The following is a 15,690-nucleotide window of genomic DNA, read 5'->3' on the forward strand; positions in this document are numbered from 1 at the left end:
TTATTTGGTTCTCGGGCCCTTTGGGGGGGGGTGGGGGGGGGGGGGGCCCCCGGGGGGCGGGCCACAACATTCCCTGGGGGGGGGGGGGGGGCGGCCCCCCCCCCCCCCACGCCGCCGGCCCGGCGGCGGGTACCCGTTCGGCCTCACATGGCCCGGATGTGCATGTAGCGCTTCACGTCGGGCAGGACGCGCGACATGGCGAGGACGGCCGCGGCCGCTCCCACCGCGCCGAGGGCGATCTTCCACATGGCGGGTGCTCCTTTCTGTCGTGTCGGTCGTGTCGGTTGTTGCGGTTCGCTCGCCGGATCAGCTCATCGCGGACGGGCCGCCGCGGGCGGACTCCCGGCCTGCGCGCACTCCTCGCCGACGACCCGCAGGACGAGGCCCACCGCCTCGTCCACGGCGGCGGCGACGGGTGCGCTCAGGCCGATGCCCTCGTCCAGGCAGGCCGGCTGGCAGCCCACGACGAGCACACGCGCGGGCCGGCTGCCCGCGCCCGTGCCGGCGCTGAGGGTGTCGAGCAGCGCCAGGACGGCGTCCGGCGTCATGCGGTGGCCGTCGACGACCGGCGGTTCCCCGGGGTCGCCCGCCGGCGGCGGCGGCACCTCGATGAGGCGCAGGGTGCCGGGCGGCTCGCCCCCCGGCACGGCGTCCACCAGGACCACGCAGCGGTAGCCGTCCAGCAGCCGGTAGGCCAGGTGCACGCCGCGGACGCCGGTGTCGGTGACCTCGGCGCCCTCGGGCAGCGGGTGCCCGGCCAGCCGCCGTACGACCTCGACGCCGAAGCCGTCGTCGCCCAGGAAGATGTTGCCGATGCCGGCGACCAGCACGCCCCCGCCGCTCACGCCTCCTCCGCCGGCGCCAGCTCGTCGGGCTGGAAGTACAGGAACCGGCCCTGAAGGCGCCGCAGTTCCGCGCCGGGGTCGCCGTCCACGGTGACCGCCAGGTGCACACCGCCGTCGACGTCGTGCAGCACCGCCTCCACCAGCGCCCCGCGCCCGTGCAGGAACAGGTCCTGCGCGTCGGTGCGCCGCTTGCCGGGACGCAGCACGACCCGGCTGCCCGCGCCGACGGACCTGCCCTCGATCACCACGCGGTCGCGGGCCGGGTCCACCGAGGCGTCGGCGCCCGGGTCCCACCAGGGCGTGTCCGGCGCGGTCACGTCCGGCACCGGGTCCTGCCCGGTGACCTCGCGCAGCGCCCGCACGGCGCCGTGCAGACGCTCCATCACCTCCGGCGGCATGGTCTCCGCCAGGTCGATGACGGCCGCGGCCCGGTCGTCGGTGCCCCGGGCGTGCCGCTTCTCCTCGTCGGTGAGGGCGGCGGTGCGCAGGGCCAGGATCTCGTCGATCTCGGTGGCGTCGTACATCGCGCCGGCGCTCTCCGGCGCGATGCGCGGATGGTCCTCCAGGATGATGGGGGAGGACAGCACCACGTCGGCGGCGCCGTCGTCGCCGGCCAGCACCGGCCAGGTGTGCTCGTTGCGGCACTCCGCGACGGCCCCGCGCGCCCACTGCGGCGGGTCGGTCATGGAGACGAACGTGCCCGCGGTCAGCCCCAGCATCAGGTGCGCCGACACCAGCGAGTGCGGCAGCGCGTCCTCGCGCCGGGCCGCGGTGCCCGCGCCGGTGTTCTCGACGACGGCGGTCAACCGCAGGACCCGGTAGGGGCCCGGCAGTTCCTCCGCGGTGATCCGGACGACGCCCTCCAGCGCCTCCCGGCGCCGTACGACCGCGCCCACCCGCGCTCCGCCCGCGTCCTCCACCGGCTCGGTGGTCTCCGCCGCCGGCAGGGTGAAGGGCAGCGTGACGCCGCCCTCGGTCAACTCCGCGATGGTGGCGCTCAGTTCGACGCGCTCCTCGATCCCCTCGTCCCACGGCACCAGGACTCGGTCGGGCAGCTCCAGCTCCTCCACCGGCTCGTACGAACCGCCGGGCAGGGCGCGGTGGACGGTGCGCCGCTGGGCGTGCAGGAAGCGCACCTCCGCGTGGAGCACCGCGTCCGCGCGCGGCTCCATGAGGAGCTGCGTGCGCTGCGCGGCCGGTTCGCCCGAGGCGGCCGCCCACGCCGGGGGCACGAGCACGCCGAACTGCCAGCGCATGCGGTTCTTCGCCGACGACGCCCGGTACGGGTAGAGGACGTAGCCTTCGAAGAGCACGGCGTCGGCCGCCTTGCGGGCGGTGTCGAAGCGTTCGGCCTGTTCCGCCGAGGTCTCCGCCGCCGTCCCGGCCGCCTGCGCGGCGCCCGCCGTCACCGTGCCGCTCCGGCGAGCAGGGCCTCGACGGTGGCCTCCCAGGACGGCAGCGCGTGCCGGCTGCGGAAGGACCGCAGCGCGTCCATGGAGCCGCGCGGCAGCCGGATCCAGCCGCAGCCGGGGAAGTGCGCGTCGATCGTCTCGCGCCACACCGCGACCGGCAGCCGGCAGACGGCCTCCTTGTGCCAGGGCACGGGCAGCACCTGGAATCCGCCGGGCCCGAGGAAGGCGGTGCCGGAGAACAGCATCAGCAGCGGCGCCTCGCCCTCCCGCAGCGCGTCGAAGTACTTGGCGGAGGCGATGTCCATGTCGTAGGTGCACGGCACCGGCAGTTCCACCTCGACCTCGCCGCTGAAGCCGGGCACCATCACCGACACCTGCGCGAACTGGAGCGGTTGCAGCGTGCTGCCCCAGCGCTCCGGCTCGCCGAAGAGGTCGCCCAGGCCCTCGGCCTCGTCCGGCGCGTACGCGCGCTGCGCCGGCTCGATGCGCAACTGGCAGCGCAGCGCGATCGCGTGCACCCGCTCCCCGCCGGAGGCGGTGATCCGCAGCCGGAAGACGAGCGTCGGTCCCGCAGCGTACGGATCGGCCCGTACGCCCGTGCACGTGAAGCCCAGCTCGGTCACGGCCGGTTCCCTTCCCGCGGCGCCCGGGCCGCCCGCTGTCGTAGGTCGTCGAAGAAGGCGGCGAGTTCGGCGCGGGCACCGGGCCCGCCGTCGAAGCCCTGCCAGGTCAGCCGCAGCCGGCCGACGAGTTCGTAGGCGCGGTCGACCGGCGCCAGGTAGCACTCGCCGCCGTCGCCCTCGCGGCGCACCAGCAGCGTCTCCACGTCCGGCCGCAGCGCGCCGGCCAGCGGCGAGCCGCCGAAGACGGCGTCCCAGGTGCCCGGGTCGACGTCGCTCTCCGTGGCGCCCGCCGGGCTCGGGTAGAGCACGACGGGACGGTCGAGGGACGAGTTGTGGAAGAAGAAGGCCACCGACACCGGGATGCGCAGCCGCTGCCAGGCGACGGCGTCCGGGACCGAGCCGGGGTCGGAGAGGTAGCGGTCGGGCACCGCGGCGAAGCGCCCGCCACCGGCGCCCGGCCGGTCGAAGAGCAGCGAGCAGGGCGTGCAGGCACAGGCCAGCGCGCGCCGGCCGGTGTCCACCAGATGCCGGTGGGGGCCCATGAGGGTCGCCCCGCACAGCTCGCACCGCTCGGGCGCGGCCGGGCGCGGGGCGACGAAGCGGCGCAGCCCGGCCGCGGGTGGGGACTGCGGGCTCACGGCGCCCCCGGCGGACGCGTGCCGATCTGGAGCAGCGCGGGTTCGCGTGTCGCCGGGCCGCTCTGCGGCAGCTCCACCGAGGTCACCTCGGGCGCCCAGCACGACAGCGCGGCCTCGATGCGCTGCCGGGTGGCGTCCGTCGTGCTGGGACACCCGCAGCCGCCGCCCTCGCGCGCGGCCAGCCGCAGCGTGCCGCTGTCGGGGTCGAAGTGCTCGATGTCGACCGACGTGCCGGCCCGGGCGGCGTGCACCGCGCGGCCGGCCCGGGTGAGGGTGTCCTCGGGGTGCAGGTCGTGCAGGACGAGCAGGCCCGCCACCACCTCGTCCGCCAGCAGCGCCGCCATGGGGTCGGCTCCGCGCTTCTCCAGGAGTTCCACGGCGCGGGCCAGACCCGCGCCGTAGAACTCCATGAGCGTGCGCACCAGTTCCTCGGCGGCGGCCGCGGCCTCGCGGTCGCCGGAGGCGGCGAGGCCGTCCAGGATCTCCTCGATCCGCCGCGCGGTCCGCTCCGCGCTCATCCGGCCATGCCGCTCAGGCCGGTGGGGACGTGCAGCTTCTCGACGGTGCGCCCGCCGCCGACGTACATGTGCACGCCGCACGGCAGGCAGGGGTCGAAGCTGCGCACGGCGCGCATGATGTCGATGCCCTTGAAGTTCTCCGGGGAGTTCTCCTCGAAGATCGGGGTGTTCTGCACCGCGTCCTCGTAGGGGCCCGGCGTGCCGTAGGTGTCGCGCACGCTGGCGTTCCACGGGGTCGGCGGGTACGGGTGGTAGTTGGCGATCTTGCCGCCGCGGATCACCATGTGGTGCGACAGCACGCCGCGCACCGCCTCGGTGAAGCCGACGCCGATGCTCTCCTCGGGGACCTCGAACTTCTCCCAGGTCTGGGTGCGGCCCGCGCGGACCTCCGCCAGCGCCTTCTCGGTGAAGTGCAGCGCGCAGGCAGCGGCGTACGCCTGGAAGTAGGTGCGCGCCCGGTTGCGCTCCAGCGCGTTGCTCCACTGCGGGATCTTCCACTCGAAGGTGGTCTCCGGCTTGGTCAGCGTCTTGGGCAGGTTGATGACCACGCTGTGCCCGGTCGCCTTCACGTAGCCGATGTCGACCAGCCCGTTGAGCGCCGTCGACCACAGGCGGGCCAGCGGGCCGCCGCCGGTGTCCAGCGCCAGGTGCTCCTTGCCGTCGAACCAGCGCGGCGACATGACCCAGCTGTACTTGTCGTCGAAGTCCCGCTTCTGCGGCGCCGGGATGGTGTGCTGGTTCCACGGGTGGCGCGGGTCCACCGGGTTGCCGAGCGGGTCGTGCGTGACGAACTGCTCCTGGCCCTCCCAGTCCTGGTAGTACGAGCTGCCCAGGAGGATCCGGATGCCCAGGTTGATGTTCGTCAGGTCGTTGGTGACCAGCTTGCCGTCCACGACGATGCCGGGGGAGACGAACATCCGCCGGCCCCAGTCGGTCATGTTGGCGTACGTGAAGTCGCAGTGGTCCGGGTCGTTGAACGCGCCCCAGCAGCCGAGCATGATGCGGCGGCGGCCGACCTCCTCGTAGCCCGGCAGGGCGTCGTAGAAGAAGTCGAAGAGGTCGTCGTGGAGCGGTACGACCCGCTTCATGAACTCCACGTACCGCATCAGCCGGGTGAGGTAGTCGGTGAACAGCTGTACCGACGCGATGGTGCCGACACCGCCCGCGTAGAGCGTGGAGGGGTGGACGTGCCGGCCCTCCATCAGGCAGAACATCTCCCGCGTGTAGCGGCTCACTTGGAGCGCCTCGCGGTAGAACTCGCCCTCCAGCGGGTTCAGCGAGCGCATGATGTCGGCGATGGTGCGGTAGCCGTGCTCCGCGGCGTGCGGCGCCTCGGTGCGCTCGGCGAGCTCCAGGACACCCGGGTTGGTCTCGCGGACCATCTTCTCGCAGTAGTCGACCCCGACCAGGTTCTCCTGGAAGATGTTGTGGTCGAACATGAACTCCGCGGCCTCGCCGAGGTTGATGATCCACTCGCCGAGGTGCGGCGGCTTGACGCCGTACGCCATGTTCTGCGCGTACACCGAGCAGGTGGCGTGGTTGTCCCCGCAGATGCCGCAGATGCGGCTGGTGATGAAGTGCGCGTCGCGCGGGTCCTTGCCCCGCATGAAGACGCTGTAGCCGCGGAAGACCGACGAGGTGCTGTAGCACTCGGCGACCCGCTTCTGCTTGAAGTCGATCTTCGTGTGGATGCCGAGGCTGCCCACGATCCGGGTGATCGGATCCCAGGACATCTCCATCAGGCCACTGCCGTCTCCGGCCGTCTTCGTCTTCGGAGCCATGTTCTTGCGTGCCCTTCGTCAAGCGGGGGCGGCCGGGGTCGGCGGCCGGGGTCGGTGGACGGTGTCAGGGGCCGGTGGGGTGCCGTGACGTCACCAGGGCGCCTTGTAGCCGGTGGTGAGCTTGCGGCCGGTGTGGCGCCACTTGGGCTCGTTGTCGACGGTCTTGGCCGTCATGGAGCGCAGCCGGCGGATCGCGGCGCCGTACACGCCGCTGGCGGTGCTGGACAGCCGCGCGCCGGGCGGCTCGTCCATGAACGGCATGAACATGTCCGGGAAGCCCGGCATGGTGCACGCGATGCAGATGCCGCCGACGTTGGGGCAGCCGCCGATGCCGTCCATCCAGCCGCGCTTGGGGACGTTGCACTTGACCACCGGGCCCCAGCAGCCGATCTTCACCAGGCACTGCGGGGAGTCGTAGCGGTCGGCGAACTGGCCCTGCTCGTAGTAGCCGGCCCGGTCGCAGCCCTCGTGGACGGTGGCGCCGAACAGCCAGGCCGGGCGCAGCTTGTCGTCCAGCGGGATCATCGGCGCGGAGCCGGCCGCCTGGTAGAGCAGGTACGTCAGCGTCTCCGCGAAGTTGTCCGGCTGGATCGGGCACCCGGGCACGCAGACGATGGGGATGCCGGCCTTGGACTTCCACTCCCAGCCCAGGTAGTCGGGCACGCCCATGGCGCCGGTCGGGTTGCCCTCCATGGCGTGGATGCCGCCGTACGTGGCGCACGTGCCGATGGCGACCACCGCCAGGGCCTTGGGCGCCAGGCGGTCGATCCACTCGCTGGTGGTGATGGGCTGGCCGGTCGCCGGGTCGTCGCCGAAGCCGCACCAGTAGCCCTCGGCCTTGATCGACTCGTTGGGGATGGACCCCTCGACGACCAGCACGAAGGGCTCGATCTCGCCGCGTTCGGCCTTGAAGAACCACTCGATGAAGGTGTCGGCACCCTGGACCGGACCGCATTCGAAGTCGATCAGCGGCCAGTGCACGGCGATCTTCGGCAGACCGGGGAGCCCGCCGAGGGCGATCTCCTCGATGCTGGGCAGCGTCGCGGCGGTGAGCGACACGGAGTCGCCGTCGCAACTGAGCCCGGCGTTGATCCAGAGAATGTGGATCGGCGCCTCGTCGTCGGCCGGGGTGGGGGCGGCGGCGTTCGTGGTCGAAGCAGTCGCATCCATGGGGATGCCTCCTCAGAGAGCGTCAAATGCCACATAACGGCATCTCCTCCCCTTGATAGCGACTGGCTCGCCGGAGCGGGATGTTCAAGAGGGCCAATCCGGTGATCTGCTTTTCACTCCGGACCGGGGTTGCGCTCGTGCGAACGCTTGTGCGTTTCTGGGCCCGGAGGTCCGTGCCCGCCCAGGCGGGCCGCCAGGCCCGGCACCCGCTGCGCCGGCCTCGTCCCCGCCGGTGCGATGCGTCCGAGAGGGCGGCCGGCGGCGTGAAGCCTTGCCGTGCCGGCCGCCTCGGCTCCTGGTGGGCTCGGGACGGCGCCACGTGGCATCGCTTGCCGTGCCCGCCAGGCCCCGACCGAGAATGCCTGTGGGTCGGTGTCGCGTCGGTGCGACCGGGAGGCCCCCGGAGTCGCCCAAGCCATGGGTGTCGCGCCTCAGGTGCGCGGCAGCGCTTTTCGGTCACGAGCGCTGCCTCGTGACATGATCATGGCTGGATTGTTTCTGGTGACCCCTTCCCGTTACCCGTAACTTCACCTTTGATGTACGGGAAATCAGGGTGGGGTTCATTTCCGAGACGCGTTACGTCAGCCGGGGCGAGTGGACGAACGTCCCGAGCGGCACCGACACCCTGCAGTTCGAGGCCGACAAGGTCGCCCAGGGCGGCTCCTGCTGCCTGCTCAACGTGGCGACGGTGAGCGTCGACACGTCGCAGGCCGACTGGACAACCTCGGTTCAGAACGATCCGCGTAGTGGTGCCCCGTACCAGTACCGGGCACCACTGCCGACTCTTCCGGAGCACGTGTGCGCATATCGACCCTCGTTCGGTCGTCGGCCGCCCTGGCGGCCCTGGGGCCGGCCCTCGGCCTGACGCTCGCCTTCTATTTCTTCTCCACTCACGACCAAGTCGTCTACTGGCCCTACCCGTACGCTCCGATCCTGGTTCAGCGGTCCATCGAGCAGATGTACGCCCTGTCGTACGCGCTCGTCTCCGCGGCGTCCGCGTGGCAGGGCGCACGGTTCAAGGAGTCACGCGTCCAGGACTCGGTCCCTTACCGGCGCACCGGGACGGTCATCGCCTGGACGCTGACTCCCGTGGTGGCCATCGGATGGCTCGTCCTTCTCGTACCGGTGGCCTTGGCGTTCGCCGAACGTCCCACCCTGCCCACCCCGGAGAGTCTTCCCCCGCTGCTGCTCGGGATGGCGCTGTGCGCGGCGCACGGGGTGATCGGCTTCGCCGCCGGACAGTGGCTGAAACCCGCACTGGCCGTCCCGGTCATGGCGTGCGGGGTCTTCCTCCTGGTCTCGTATCCGCACGCCATGGAGCCCTTCTACCTGCGGCACATGTCGGGCGAGTACTTCGCCCACCTCGGCTTCGCGGAGACCGCGTCCGCCGGCTCGATGGTGGCGCACCTCCTGCCCACCCTGGCGGTCGCCGTCGCCGTCTCGCTCGCCTGGGCACCGGGCCGCGTACTGCTGCGCACCGCGCTCGCCGTCGCCCTGTGCGGGAGCGCCACGTTCGTCTCCTACAGCATCGTGAAGGACTGGAACTACAACCCCCGCGTGAACGTCGAGGCCGTACCCACCCTCTGCACCGGCGCGGCCCCCGAAGTCTGCCTTCCCGAGAACGCGCGGGGGGAGGCGAAGGAGATCGGCGCCGAGGTCGACCGGACCTTCGCCCTGCTGGTGGACTACCAGGTCATCGACGCGGCGCCGAAGCGGGTGGAAGAGGCCCTGGACTACGGCAGGTTCACCCCGGCCAACACCAAGGAGACCGGCTACCTCCTGCTGTCCACGGCGAAGCGGCAGAACCGGATCGGCGCCCAAATCATCGACACGTACACCGCGTTCCCCTGCGAGGCACCGCAGCCGACGCTGAGGCGGGCGGTCCTGCTGTGGCTGGAGAAGAAGACCGGAACCATGTCCAGCTACGGGCAGATCGCAGCCGGTGACCCCTTCTACTCCCCGACGCAGCACCACGAGGTTCTCAGGAGCGTGACCGAGGTGTCGGCGAAGCCGAAGGCCGAGCAGGTGGCCTGGTACAAGTCCATCTCCCGCACCGCCTGCGAGGGCGCCACGTGACCTGGTGGCTGAAGGCCCGCCTGGTCCACAGCGTGCTCGCCCCCGCTGTGGCGGCTTTTGTCCTTCTGACGCTCCTCTTCCGGGACGGGACGGTCGTCCTTCCCGCGATCAGTGTCACCGCGGGCAACGCCGTACTGCTGGCCGGATTCACTCCGCTGCTCGTGGTGGGGGCTCTCGTGCAGTGCCTCGACTCCCGCCTGGAGGCGGCCGAGGCGACCTCCGTGCGCCGGATCGCCCGGCTGGACACCGGCCTCGTCGCGGCCACCCTGGCGGCGGTCGCGGCGTTCACGGTCGCAGGAGGACTGCTCCTGGACTCGCCCGCGGTCGTCGCGGCGGGCCGCAACACGTTCTTCCTGGCCGGCATGGCACTGTGCGGGCGTCCCTGGCTGGGGAGGGCGAGCATCGCACTGCCCACAGCCTGGATCTTCCTGGTCGTCCTGGTCGGGCACCGGACCGCGGACGACTTCTTCCCCTGGGCGGTCACCGGCCACGCCCTCGGATCGTCCACCGCCGCGGGCGCTGCTGTGGCGGCCCTGATCCTCGGCGCCGGACTCGACCACCACACGACGACTCGGCAAGGACAGCGCCCATGAGCCTTACGTTCACCGACTGCACCTACCGCTACAAGCGCCGCAACCGGCCGGTGCTGGCGGATTTCTCGTACGAGCTCCGGGAGGGCCTCACCGTACTCCTCGGGCCGAACGGTGCCGGAAAGTCCACGCTCCTGCGGCTCGGGGCGTCCGTGATCCGGCCGCAGTCCGGCCGCATCTCCTGGGACGCGATCGCTTCGACGACGCGCGAATACCGCCGGCACGTCTCGTGGATGCCCCAGCAGATCACCGCCATGGCCGGGCTGACCGCCAGGGAGCAGGTCGCCTACACGGGCTGGTTGAAAGGCATGAACCGCGGGGACGCCTGGGACCGTGCGCTGGAAGCGCTCACCAGGGTCGGCCTCCGGGACCGCGCGGGGGACCGGGTGAAGACCCTCTCCGGCGGTCAGTTGCGACGCGTGGGAGTCGCCGCCGCCCTGGTGCACGGTTCGCGGGTCCTGCTCCTGGACGAGCCGACGGCGGGCATGGACCCCACCCAGCGGCGCGTCTTCCGCGACATGCTGGGTACCGCGGTGGGCGCCGGGGGTCTCAGCGTGCTGATGTCGACCCACGACGTCGCGGACTTGGCCGGAGAGGCCGATCGCGTCACCGTGCTCTCCGAAGGGCACATCCGCTTCGACGGCACCCCCCACCACTTCCTCGCGCAGGCGCCCGCGGGCACCCCGGACTCCCGCCACGCGGAGGCCGCCTACACCGCGCTGACGCTGCGGGGTCGAGCGGACCAGCAGGACGCCTGGGTCCACTGACGGACACGCCGCGCGCCCAAGGCCTTCACCGCTCCGACCGACCACGCGTCCGGCGGTCGACATGAGCGGAGAGGGGAGCGCCGGGGCCGACGCCGGCAACTCGGGCGGTCAGCGGGAGGTGAGGGGGGTCTCGGACTCGACGCGGGTGAGTTTCTCGGGGTTGCGGACGTAGTAGAGGCCGGTGACGCGGCCGTTCTCCACGCGCAGGGCCATGACGCCGTCGATCACGCCGTCCAGGCGCAGGATGAGCCCGGGGTTGCCGTTGACCGTCGTGGATTCGCCGGTGAAGGTGCCGCCGGCCTTGTCGACGCTGCCGGCCATGTAACGGAGCACCTGCTCGGCGCCGACCACCGGCCGCAGGGCTGCCAGCTTCAGTCCGCCGCCGTCGCTGACGAACACCACGTCGGGCGCGAGTACGTCGAGCAGCCCCTGGAGGTCGCCGGTCACGAGCGCGGACCGGAACGAGGCCAGTGCCGCTCGGGCCTCCTCCGGGGAGGCCTGGGTGCGCGGCCGCCGTGTGTCGACGTGCTGCCGCGCGCGGTAGGCGATCTGGCGTGCGGCGGCGGGGGTCTTGCTGATCGCCGCCGCGATGTCGTCGTAGCCGAAGGCGAAGACCTCGTGCAGCACGAAGACGGCGCGTTCGGTCGGTGAGAGCGTTTCGAGGACGAACATCAGGGCCAGCGACAGGCTCTCGGACAGTTCGACGTCCTCGGCCACGTCCGGCGCGGTGAGCAGGGGCTCGGGCAGCCAGGGGCCGACGTAGGCCTCCTTGCGCCGTTTGAGGGTGCGCAGCCGGTTGAGTGCCTGCCGGGTCGTGATCCGCACCAGGTAGGCGCGCTGGTTCCGCACCTGGGCCTGGTCGACCGTGCGTGACCCACCGCAGCCAGGTCTCCTGGAGGACGTCCTCGGCGTCCGCGGCCGAACCGAGCATCTCGTAGGCGACGGTGAACAGCAGGTCGCGGTGGGAGACGAAGGCCTCGGTCGCGGGATCGCCGATGTGGTCGTTCATGGTGCGCGCTTCGCTCTCTCGCGGCCGGCCCCACGGGCGGGAGCCGGGCCATGGATCCGTACCCGTTCCGGGGACGGGTTGTCGGTGGCCCCCCGGACCGGCCGGTCCGGCCCGGGGAGGGAACCGCGCGGTCAGGCCGAACGCCGGGCACTGGACCCCGTCGCGCGGTGTCCCGGCCGCGCCGCCTCCATGTCGTCGGTGCCGTCGCCCGCGGACGCGGGGGAACCGGCCTTGCGTGCCCCGGACACCAACTGCCGCAGGGTGAAACGGCAGGCGATCTCCTTGACGTCGGCACCGAGCCGCCCGCCGATGTGGAGCGCGTTCACCCTGTCGTTCAGGTAGGAGAACTGCGTGACGCCGGCCGTCCGGCCGAGACTGAGGCACTGCCCGGCGAACATCAGCCGGACGCGAGCGGGTGACTTACCCGCGATGCGGTGCAGGATCGTGGCGGCCGCCCCGGGGCCCAGTTGCACGGCCGCCTGGCAGCTCATCCGGAACGGCCGGTCCGCCATCGCCGCCGCGTCCCCGGCGGCGACGATGCGCTCGTCGTCCACGCCGGTCAGCGTCGCATCGGTGAGCAGGCGGCCTTCGGCGTCCGTGCGCAGGCCGCTGCGGGCGGCCAGGTCCGGAACGCGGAATCCGGCGGTCCAGATCGTCACCGCGCTGGGCAGTTCGCGGCCGTCGTCGAGCCGCACGGCGTCTCGCGTCACCTCCATGACGCGCGCGCCGGGACCTTCGAGGACGGTCACACCCAGGGTGCCGAGCCGGCGGGTGACGGGGCGGCGGACCCGGGCGTGCAGGGAGGGGCCGAGCCGTCGCCGCAGACCAGGGTGACCTTGCGGCCCCTTTCCGCCAGCTCGGCGGCGGTCTCCAGGCCGGTCGGGCCGGCCCCGACCACGGTGACCGAAGCGGTCGAGGGCGTCGCGGCCAGCGCGGCCCGCAGTCGCTCCGCCCCTTCCAGGTCCGACACGGCATGGGCGCACTCCGCCGCCCCGGGCACACCGGGATCGGCGGCGCCGCTGCCCACGGCGTAGACGAGGTAGTCGTACGCGAGCGTGCCCCCACCCGCCAGCGACACCAGGCGCCCGGAAGCGTCGATCCGGGTCGCGGTGTCCACCACCAGCCGGACGCTCGCGCCCAGGACCTCACTGAAGCCCTCGACCGCGTCGTCGGAGCCCGTCACGAGCTGGTGCAGGCGGATCCGGGAGACGAAGGCGGGACGCGGATTGACGAGGGTCACCGAGACGCCGCTGTGCCGAGCCAGTCGATTGGCCGCCGTCACACCCCCGTACCCGCCGCTGACCACGACTACCTGGACTCTTGTGTTCATGATGTCTCCCTTGAGGTGCGGACTCGGCATGGAGACACCGGCCACGCACCTGGTGTCACACGGCGGCCGTGAGACGTGGGGCACACCGGGGGCGGCGCGGGCGGGCAGGCGCGGGACGGCGCCGGGTGATGGTGCCCTTACTGGAGGCGCACGACGGCGGGTTTCCCTCTGTGGGCCGATGCGGACGTCGAGTTGAGGACTGCTTGTCAGGTGTGGGCGCGGGGCGCCGGAGCAATGGCGCACGGTGCGGGGATGCCGACCGATTCCGTACCGAACTGCCCCCTGCGCGGTGCACCGTTGAAAGCAGGCGCGATGGCGCTCTGCCACCGTGAGGAGGACGACCACGGAACGTGTCGCGTGGTCTGGGGCTGCTCCGCCCGACATGTCCGGTGGCAGTGGGCCGACCGGCCGACCGCGCCTTTCATGAACCGGTGCCTGCCGTTCCGACCGATAAATCCGATCGCGTCGACGCCGGGGAGCCGGGACATGCGGAGCGCTGGGCCCGACGCGGACGCAATTGTCCACCACGTTCCGGAGGTCAGAGCGACAGCGTCCTGCCAGGACGACAGTTGGGGCACTCGGTGGTCCCCACCTCCACCGGTACCGCTCAAGGGCGTTCTGTTGCCGCCTGGATGCCTGCCTGGTGCAGTCGGTGGGCGAGGAAGGCCATTTCGGTGAGCGTCCCGGTCTGGGCTCCCCTCCGGATCCGCTGCGCGATGGCCTTCGCCTCGATCAGGTCGACCCCCAGTTCGGCACGTACGACCTTCATGAGTACCACGGCACTGGACGGCAGGTCGCGGAGCGTCAGCCGCGTCGGACCGTGCTCGGACAGCAGTCGTTCCCGCAGATCTCCGGGCACATCCGATCGTCCGCAGGCGATGACGTGCGATCCGCAGGCGGCACAGGTCTGTGCGATGGACCAGTGCACCTGACCGTCGACCAGACCCTCACCACCGTCCGACACCGCCGGGGCGCCGCAGGTATCACATTCAGATGCATATCGGACGGACTCGCCGAGTGTCATCGTCTTCTCTCTGTCTGTCGGATCGCTTGCCGGTTCCCGTGTCTCGTCCACAACGCGCGTCGAGAGCTCAGGTCGGGTAGCTCGTGGCCTCGTTCTGCATGCGGCGCTCCTTCACCGGCCGGGAGGTGGTCAGGGATCGTGACGCCGGTGGACCATGGAGCCATGCGAGTCTCCGGCACTCCAGCGACGGCGCCCAGAATGCTGCTGCTCAACGAGGTCAGGTTCGATCCGGACTGGATCTTCCAACTTGAGCGCCCACTGCTTCTCATGCCAGGGGACCGGGTCTCCATGGAAGGAGGTCGCCTCCTCGTGCAGCGGACCGACGGCAAGGAGGAGTATCCGCCTGCCGACCTCGATCGGTGGTGCTGGCGTTGGCGGCTCGTCTGACGCCGTGCCAAGCCGGTGAGCGGGTCCTGAATCGCATGGCTCAGCGAGGCGCGTAGGCCACGCGCTCGAAGGGCCACTTGTCGGCCAGCCGGCCCGATCGTCCCCGGGGACCGACAGGACGGTGTACGTGAAGCCGATGCGGCGGTCGAAGTCCTCCGCGCGTGGGTCATACCCCCTGACGCCGGCCAAGGCCCGGCGGTGAAGTCGGGGTTGGCCCGAATGTGGACGATGCCGGAGGTCGAGGCGGCGTGGTCGGGGGCATTCTGCTGCGGGCCGAGGGGGTTCCAGGCGCAAGGGGCAGGGGGAAATCCCGAATCACAAGGGGCTGGTCGAGGGAGGTCACCGGGGGCGGCCATCCCGGGCGACCGGCTTGGTGCCGCCGCGGCATTCCAGGGATGATGTTCGCTGAGGGGGAGGTGACGGTGGCCAACGGACGGACGGTGCTTGAGAATCCGGCCTACGTGGGGCTGGTGATCGTCGGATGGGTCTGGACCGCCGCGAGTAGCGGGAGTTCTGTCTACCTGCGGGTGCCGGCCGCGGTCTTCGCAGTGTTCTGGACCGCTTTGCTGATCGGCCACCTGATCAAGCTCCGGCGGAAGCGTGCCTCCGGCCCAGCAGGCAGTGCTCTGCCGGATGAGCGCCGGAATGGGCAAGCTTAGAGGACGTCTCACGTGGTGAGTTCTGCGAGTCTCTTGTAGCGGCGAGGAATTGGCCTCCCCCCTTTTTTTGCCCGCACCGACGCGGCATCGACGATCGCGGACGACCAGTCCGACTCACCGCTGGCGCCGAGTTCGTCCAGCACCACCCGGTGCAGCCTGCGCCACAACCCGGCCTCGGTCCACACGCTGAACCAACGGTGCGCGGTGGTCGGCGAGACACCGAACGACTCCGGCAGATACCGTCACGGACACCGTCAAGCCACCTGGCACAGCCGTCTATGCCTTGACCGATGCGGCCGATTTGGCGGCCTGCTCGATCTTCGCGCAGTAGGCGGCGCGGGCTTCCTTGTCCATCTGCATCTCGTGTTCGGGTCGCATCCCGGTTCGGCCGTCGACGTCCTCGCGCAGGATGTCGGCGTGCCCGGCGTGCCGGTTGGTCTCGCCGAGGACGTGGACCATGATGGCGAACAGGTTCGTGTTGTGATGAGGCTCCGGCCACCACGGCACATGGCCGGGGGCGTCGAGGGGAAGCTCGTTGATTGTCGCGTCCGAGTGTTCCCACGTGCGCCGGTAGGACTCGATGATCTGATCGCGTGTCTCGTCCTCAGTCGCCCACAGATCGCTGCCGTCGTGGTCCTGCCACCGGGGCAGCGGCTCCGGGGAAGGGCGGTCGAAGACCTCGCCGAAGTACCGGGCCTCGACGCCGGCCACGTGTTTGACCAGGCCGAGGAGGTTGGTCCCGGTCGCTGTCAATGGTCGGCGGGCGTCGTATTCGGACAAGCCGTCGAGCTTCCAGAGCAGTACCTCGCGGTCCCGCCGCAGTCTCCCGTGCAGGTTGTCCTTCGCGAATTCATCGATCAT

At 71.3% G+C, this 15,690-nt stretch carries 15 protein-coding genes and 2 pseudogenes; 4 read left to right on the forward strand and 13 right to left on the reverse strand.

The annotated features are described in order from the left end of the window. Positions 1 to 143: 143 nt before the first annotated feature. The 8 genes from ACIP64_RS16335 to ACIP64_RS16370 form a co-directional block, all read right to left on the reverse strand. The gene (locus ACIP64_RS16335; protein ID WP_401586539.1) at positions 144 to 248 is read right to left on the reverse strand and encodes a DUF6893 family small protein; all 105 of its coding nucleotides are present in this window, start codon (positions 246 to 248) and stop codon (positions 144 to 146) included. 63 nt (positions 249 to 311) lie between these two features. Continuing rightward, positions 312 to 845: a hydrogenase maturation protease gene (locus ACIP64_RS16340; RefSeq protein WP_401586541.1), complete on the reverse strand. Its 534-nt coding sequence runs from the start codon at positions 843 to 845 to the stop codon at positions 312 to 314. Further along, complete coding sequence (locus tag ACIP64_RS16345; RefSeq protein ID WP_401586544.1) at positions 842 to 2,254, reverse strand: hypothetical protein; 1,413 nt, start codon at positions 2,252 to 2,254, stop codon at positions 842 to 844. The genes ACIP64_RS16340 and ACIP64_RS16345 overlap by 4 nt, the downstream gene beginning before the upstream one ends. Beyond that, the gene (locus ACIP64_RS16350; protein ID WP_401586547.1) at positions 2,251 to 2,880 is read right to left on the reverse strand and encodes a DUF6084 family protein; all 630 of its coding nucleotides are present in this window, start codon (positions 2,878 to 2,880) and stop codon (positions 2,251 to 2,253) included. Before ACIP64_RS16350 ends, ACIP64_RS16345 begins: the two co-directional genes overlap by 4 nt. Continuing rightward, the gene (locus ACIP64_RS16355; protein ID WP_401586549.1) at positions 2,877 to 3,518 is read right to left on the reverse strand and encodes a DUF5947 family protein; all 642 of its coding nucleotides are present in this window, start codon (positions 3,516 to 3,518) and stop codon (positions 2,877 to 2,879) included. Before ACIP64_RS16355 ends, ACIP64_RS16350 begins: the two co-directional genes overlap by 4 nt. Further along, complete coding sequence (locus ACIP64_RS16360; protein WP_401586551.1) at positions 3,515 to 4,036, reverse strand: hypothetical protein; 522 nt, start codon at positions 4,034 to 4,036, stop codon at positions 3,515 to 3,517. Before ACIP64_RS16360 ends, ACIP64_RS16355 begins: the two co-directional genes overlap by 4 nt. Next, a complete protein-coding gene (locus tag ACIP64_RS16365; RefSeq protein WP_401586554.1) occupies positions 4,033 to 5,817 on the reverse strand; it encodes a nickel-dependent hydrogenase large subunit in 1,785 nt (594 codons plus the stop codon). Before ACIP64_RS16365 ends, ACIP64_RS16360 begins: the two co-directional genes overlap by 4 nt. 90 nt (positions 5,818 to 5,907) lie before the next feature. After that, positions 5,908 to 6,987, reverse strand: a complete 1,080-nt coding sequence (locus tag ACIP64_RS16370) for a hydrogenase expression protein HypE (RefSeq protein WP_401586556.1) — start codon at positions 6,985 to 6,987, stop codon at positions 5,908 to 5,910. A gap of 798 nt (positions 6,988 to 7,785) precedes the next feature. On the opposite strand from ACIP64_RS16370, the gene ACIP64_RS16375 reads away from it, so the two are divergent. From ACIP64_RS16375 to ACIP64_RS16385, 3 genes are read left to right on the forward strand one after another with little or no spacing between them, the layout of a single operon-like run. Continuing rightward, positions 7,786 to 9,063 carry a hypothetical protein gene (locus ACIP64_RS16375; protein ID WP_401586559.1) on the forward strand — a complete coding sequence of 426 codons (1,278 nt, stop codon included), beginning with the start codon at positions 7,786 to 7,788 and terminating at the stop codon, positions 9,061 to 9,063. After that, on the forward strand, positions 9,060 to 9,656 hold the full coding sequence (locus ACIP64_RS16380; protein ID WP_401586562.1) for a hypothetical protein: 597 nt from the start codon (positions 9,060 to 9,062) through the stop codon (positions 9,654 to 9,656). The genes ACIP64_RS16375 and ACIP64_RS16380 overlap by 4 nt, the downstream gene beginning before the upstream one ends. Then, positions 9,653 to 10,420, forward strand: a complete 768-nt coding sequence (locus tag ACIP64_RS16385; RefSeq protein WP_401586565.1) for an ABC transporter ATP-binding protein — start codon at positions 9,653 to 9,655, stop codon at positions 10,418 to 10,420. The genes ACIP64_RS16380 and ACIP64_RS16385 overlap by 4 nt, the downstream gene beginning before the upstream one ends. A 108-nt stretch (positions 10,421 to 10,528) precedes the next feature. Here ACIP64_RS16385 and ACIP64_RS16390 read toward each other — a convergent pair. The 3 genes and pseudogenes from ACIP64_RS16390 to ACIP64_RS16400 all read right to left on the reverse strand — a co-directional run bounded on the left by ACIP64_RS16390 (position 10,529) and on the right by ACIP64_RS16400 (position 13,783). Then, positions 10,529 to 11,429, reverse strand: a pseudogene (locus ACIP64_RS16390) (RNA polymerase sigma-70 factor). 131 nt (positions 11,430 to 11,560) lie between these two features. Then, a pseudogene (locus ACIP64_RS16395) lies at positions 11,561 to 12,759 on the reverse strand (NAD(P)/FAD-dependent oxidoreductase). Between the two features lie 607 nt (positions 12,760 to 13,366). Beyond that, positions 13,367 to 13,783, reverse strand: a complete 417-nt coding sequence (locus tag ACIP64_RS16400) for a hypothetical protein (protein WP_401586568.1) — start codon at positions 13,781 to 13,783, stop codon at positions 13,367 to 13,369. A gap of 198 nt (positions 13,784 to 13,981) precedes the next feature. On the opposite strand from ACIP64_RS16400, the gene ACIP64_RS16405 reads away from it, so the two are divergent. Further along, positions 13,982 to 14,170 (forward strand): hypothetical protein, encoded by a 189-nt coding sequence (locus ACIP64_RS16405; RefSeq protein WP_401586571.1) that lies wholly within the window; start codon positions 13,982 to 13,984, stop codon positions 14,168 to 14,170. 667 nt (positions 14,171 to 14,837) lie between these two features. On the opposite strand, the gene ACIP64_RS16410 is transcribed toward ACIP64_RS16405, so the two are convergent. Both ACIP64_RS16410 and ACIP64_RS16415 read right to left on the reverse strand, forming a co-directional pair. After that, complete coding sequence (locus tag ACIP64_RS16410) at positions 14,838 to 14,975, reverse strand: hypothetical protein (protein ID WP_401586574.1); 138 nt, start codon at positions 14,973 to 14,975, stop codon at positions 14,838 to 14,840. Between the two features lie 130 nt (positions 14,976 to 15,105). Beyond that, positions 15,106 to 15,690: a DinB family protein gene (locus ACIP64_RS16415; RefSeq protein ID WP_401586576.1), complete on the reverse strand. Its 585-nt coding sequence runs from the start codon at positions 15,688 to 15,690 to the stop codon at positions 15,106 to 15,108.

Source organism: Streptomyces sp. NPDC088733 (assembly GCF_044751185.1).
GTDB lineage: Bacteria > Actinomycetota > Actinomycetes > Streptomycetales > Streptomycetaceae > Actinacidiphila.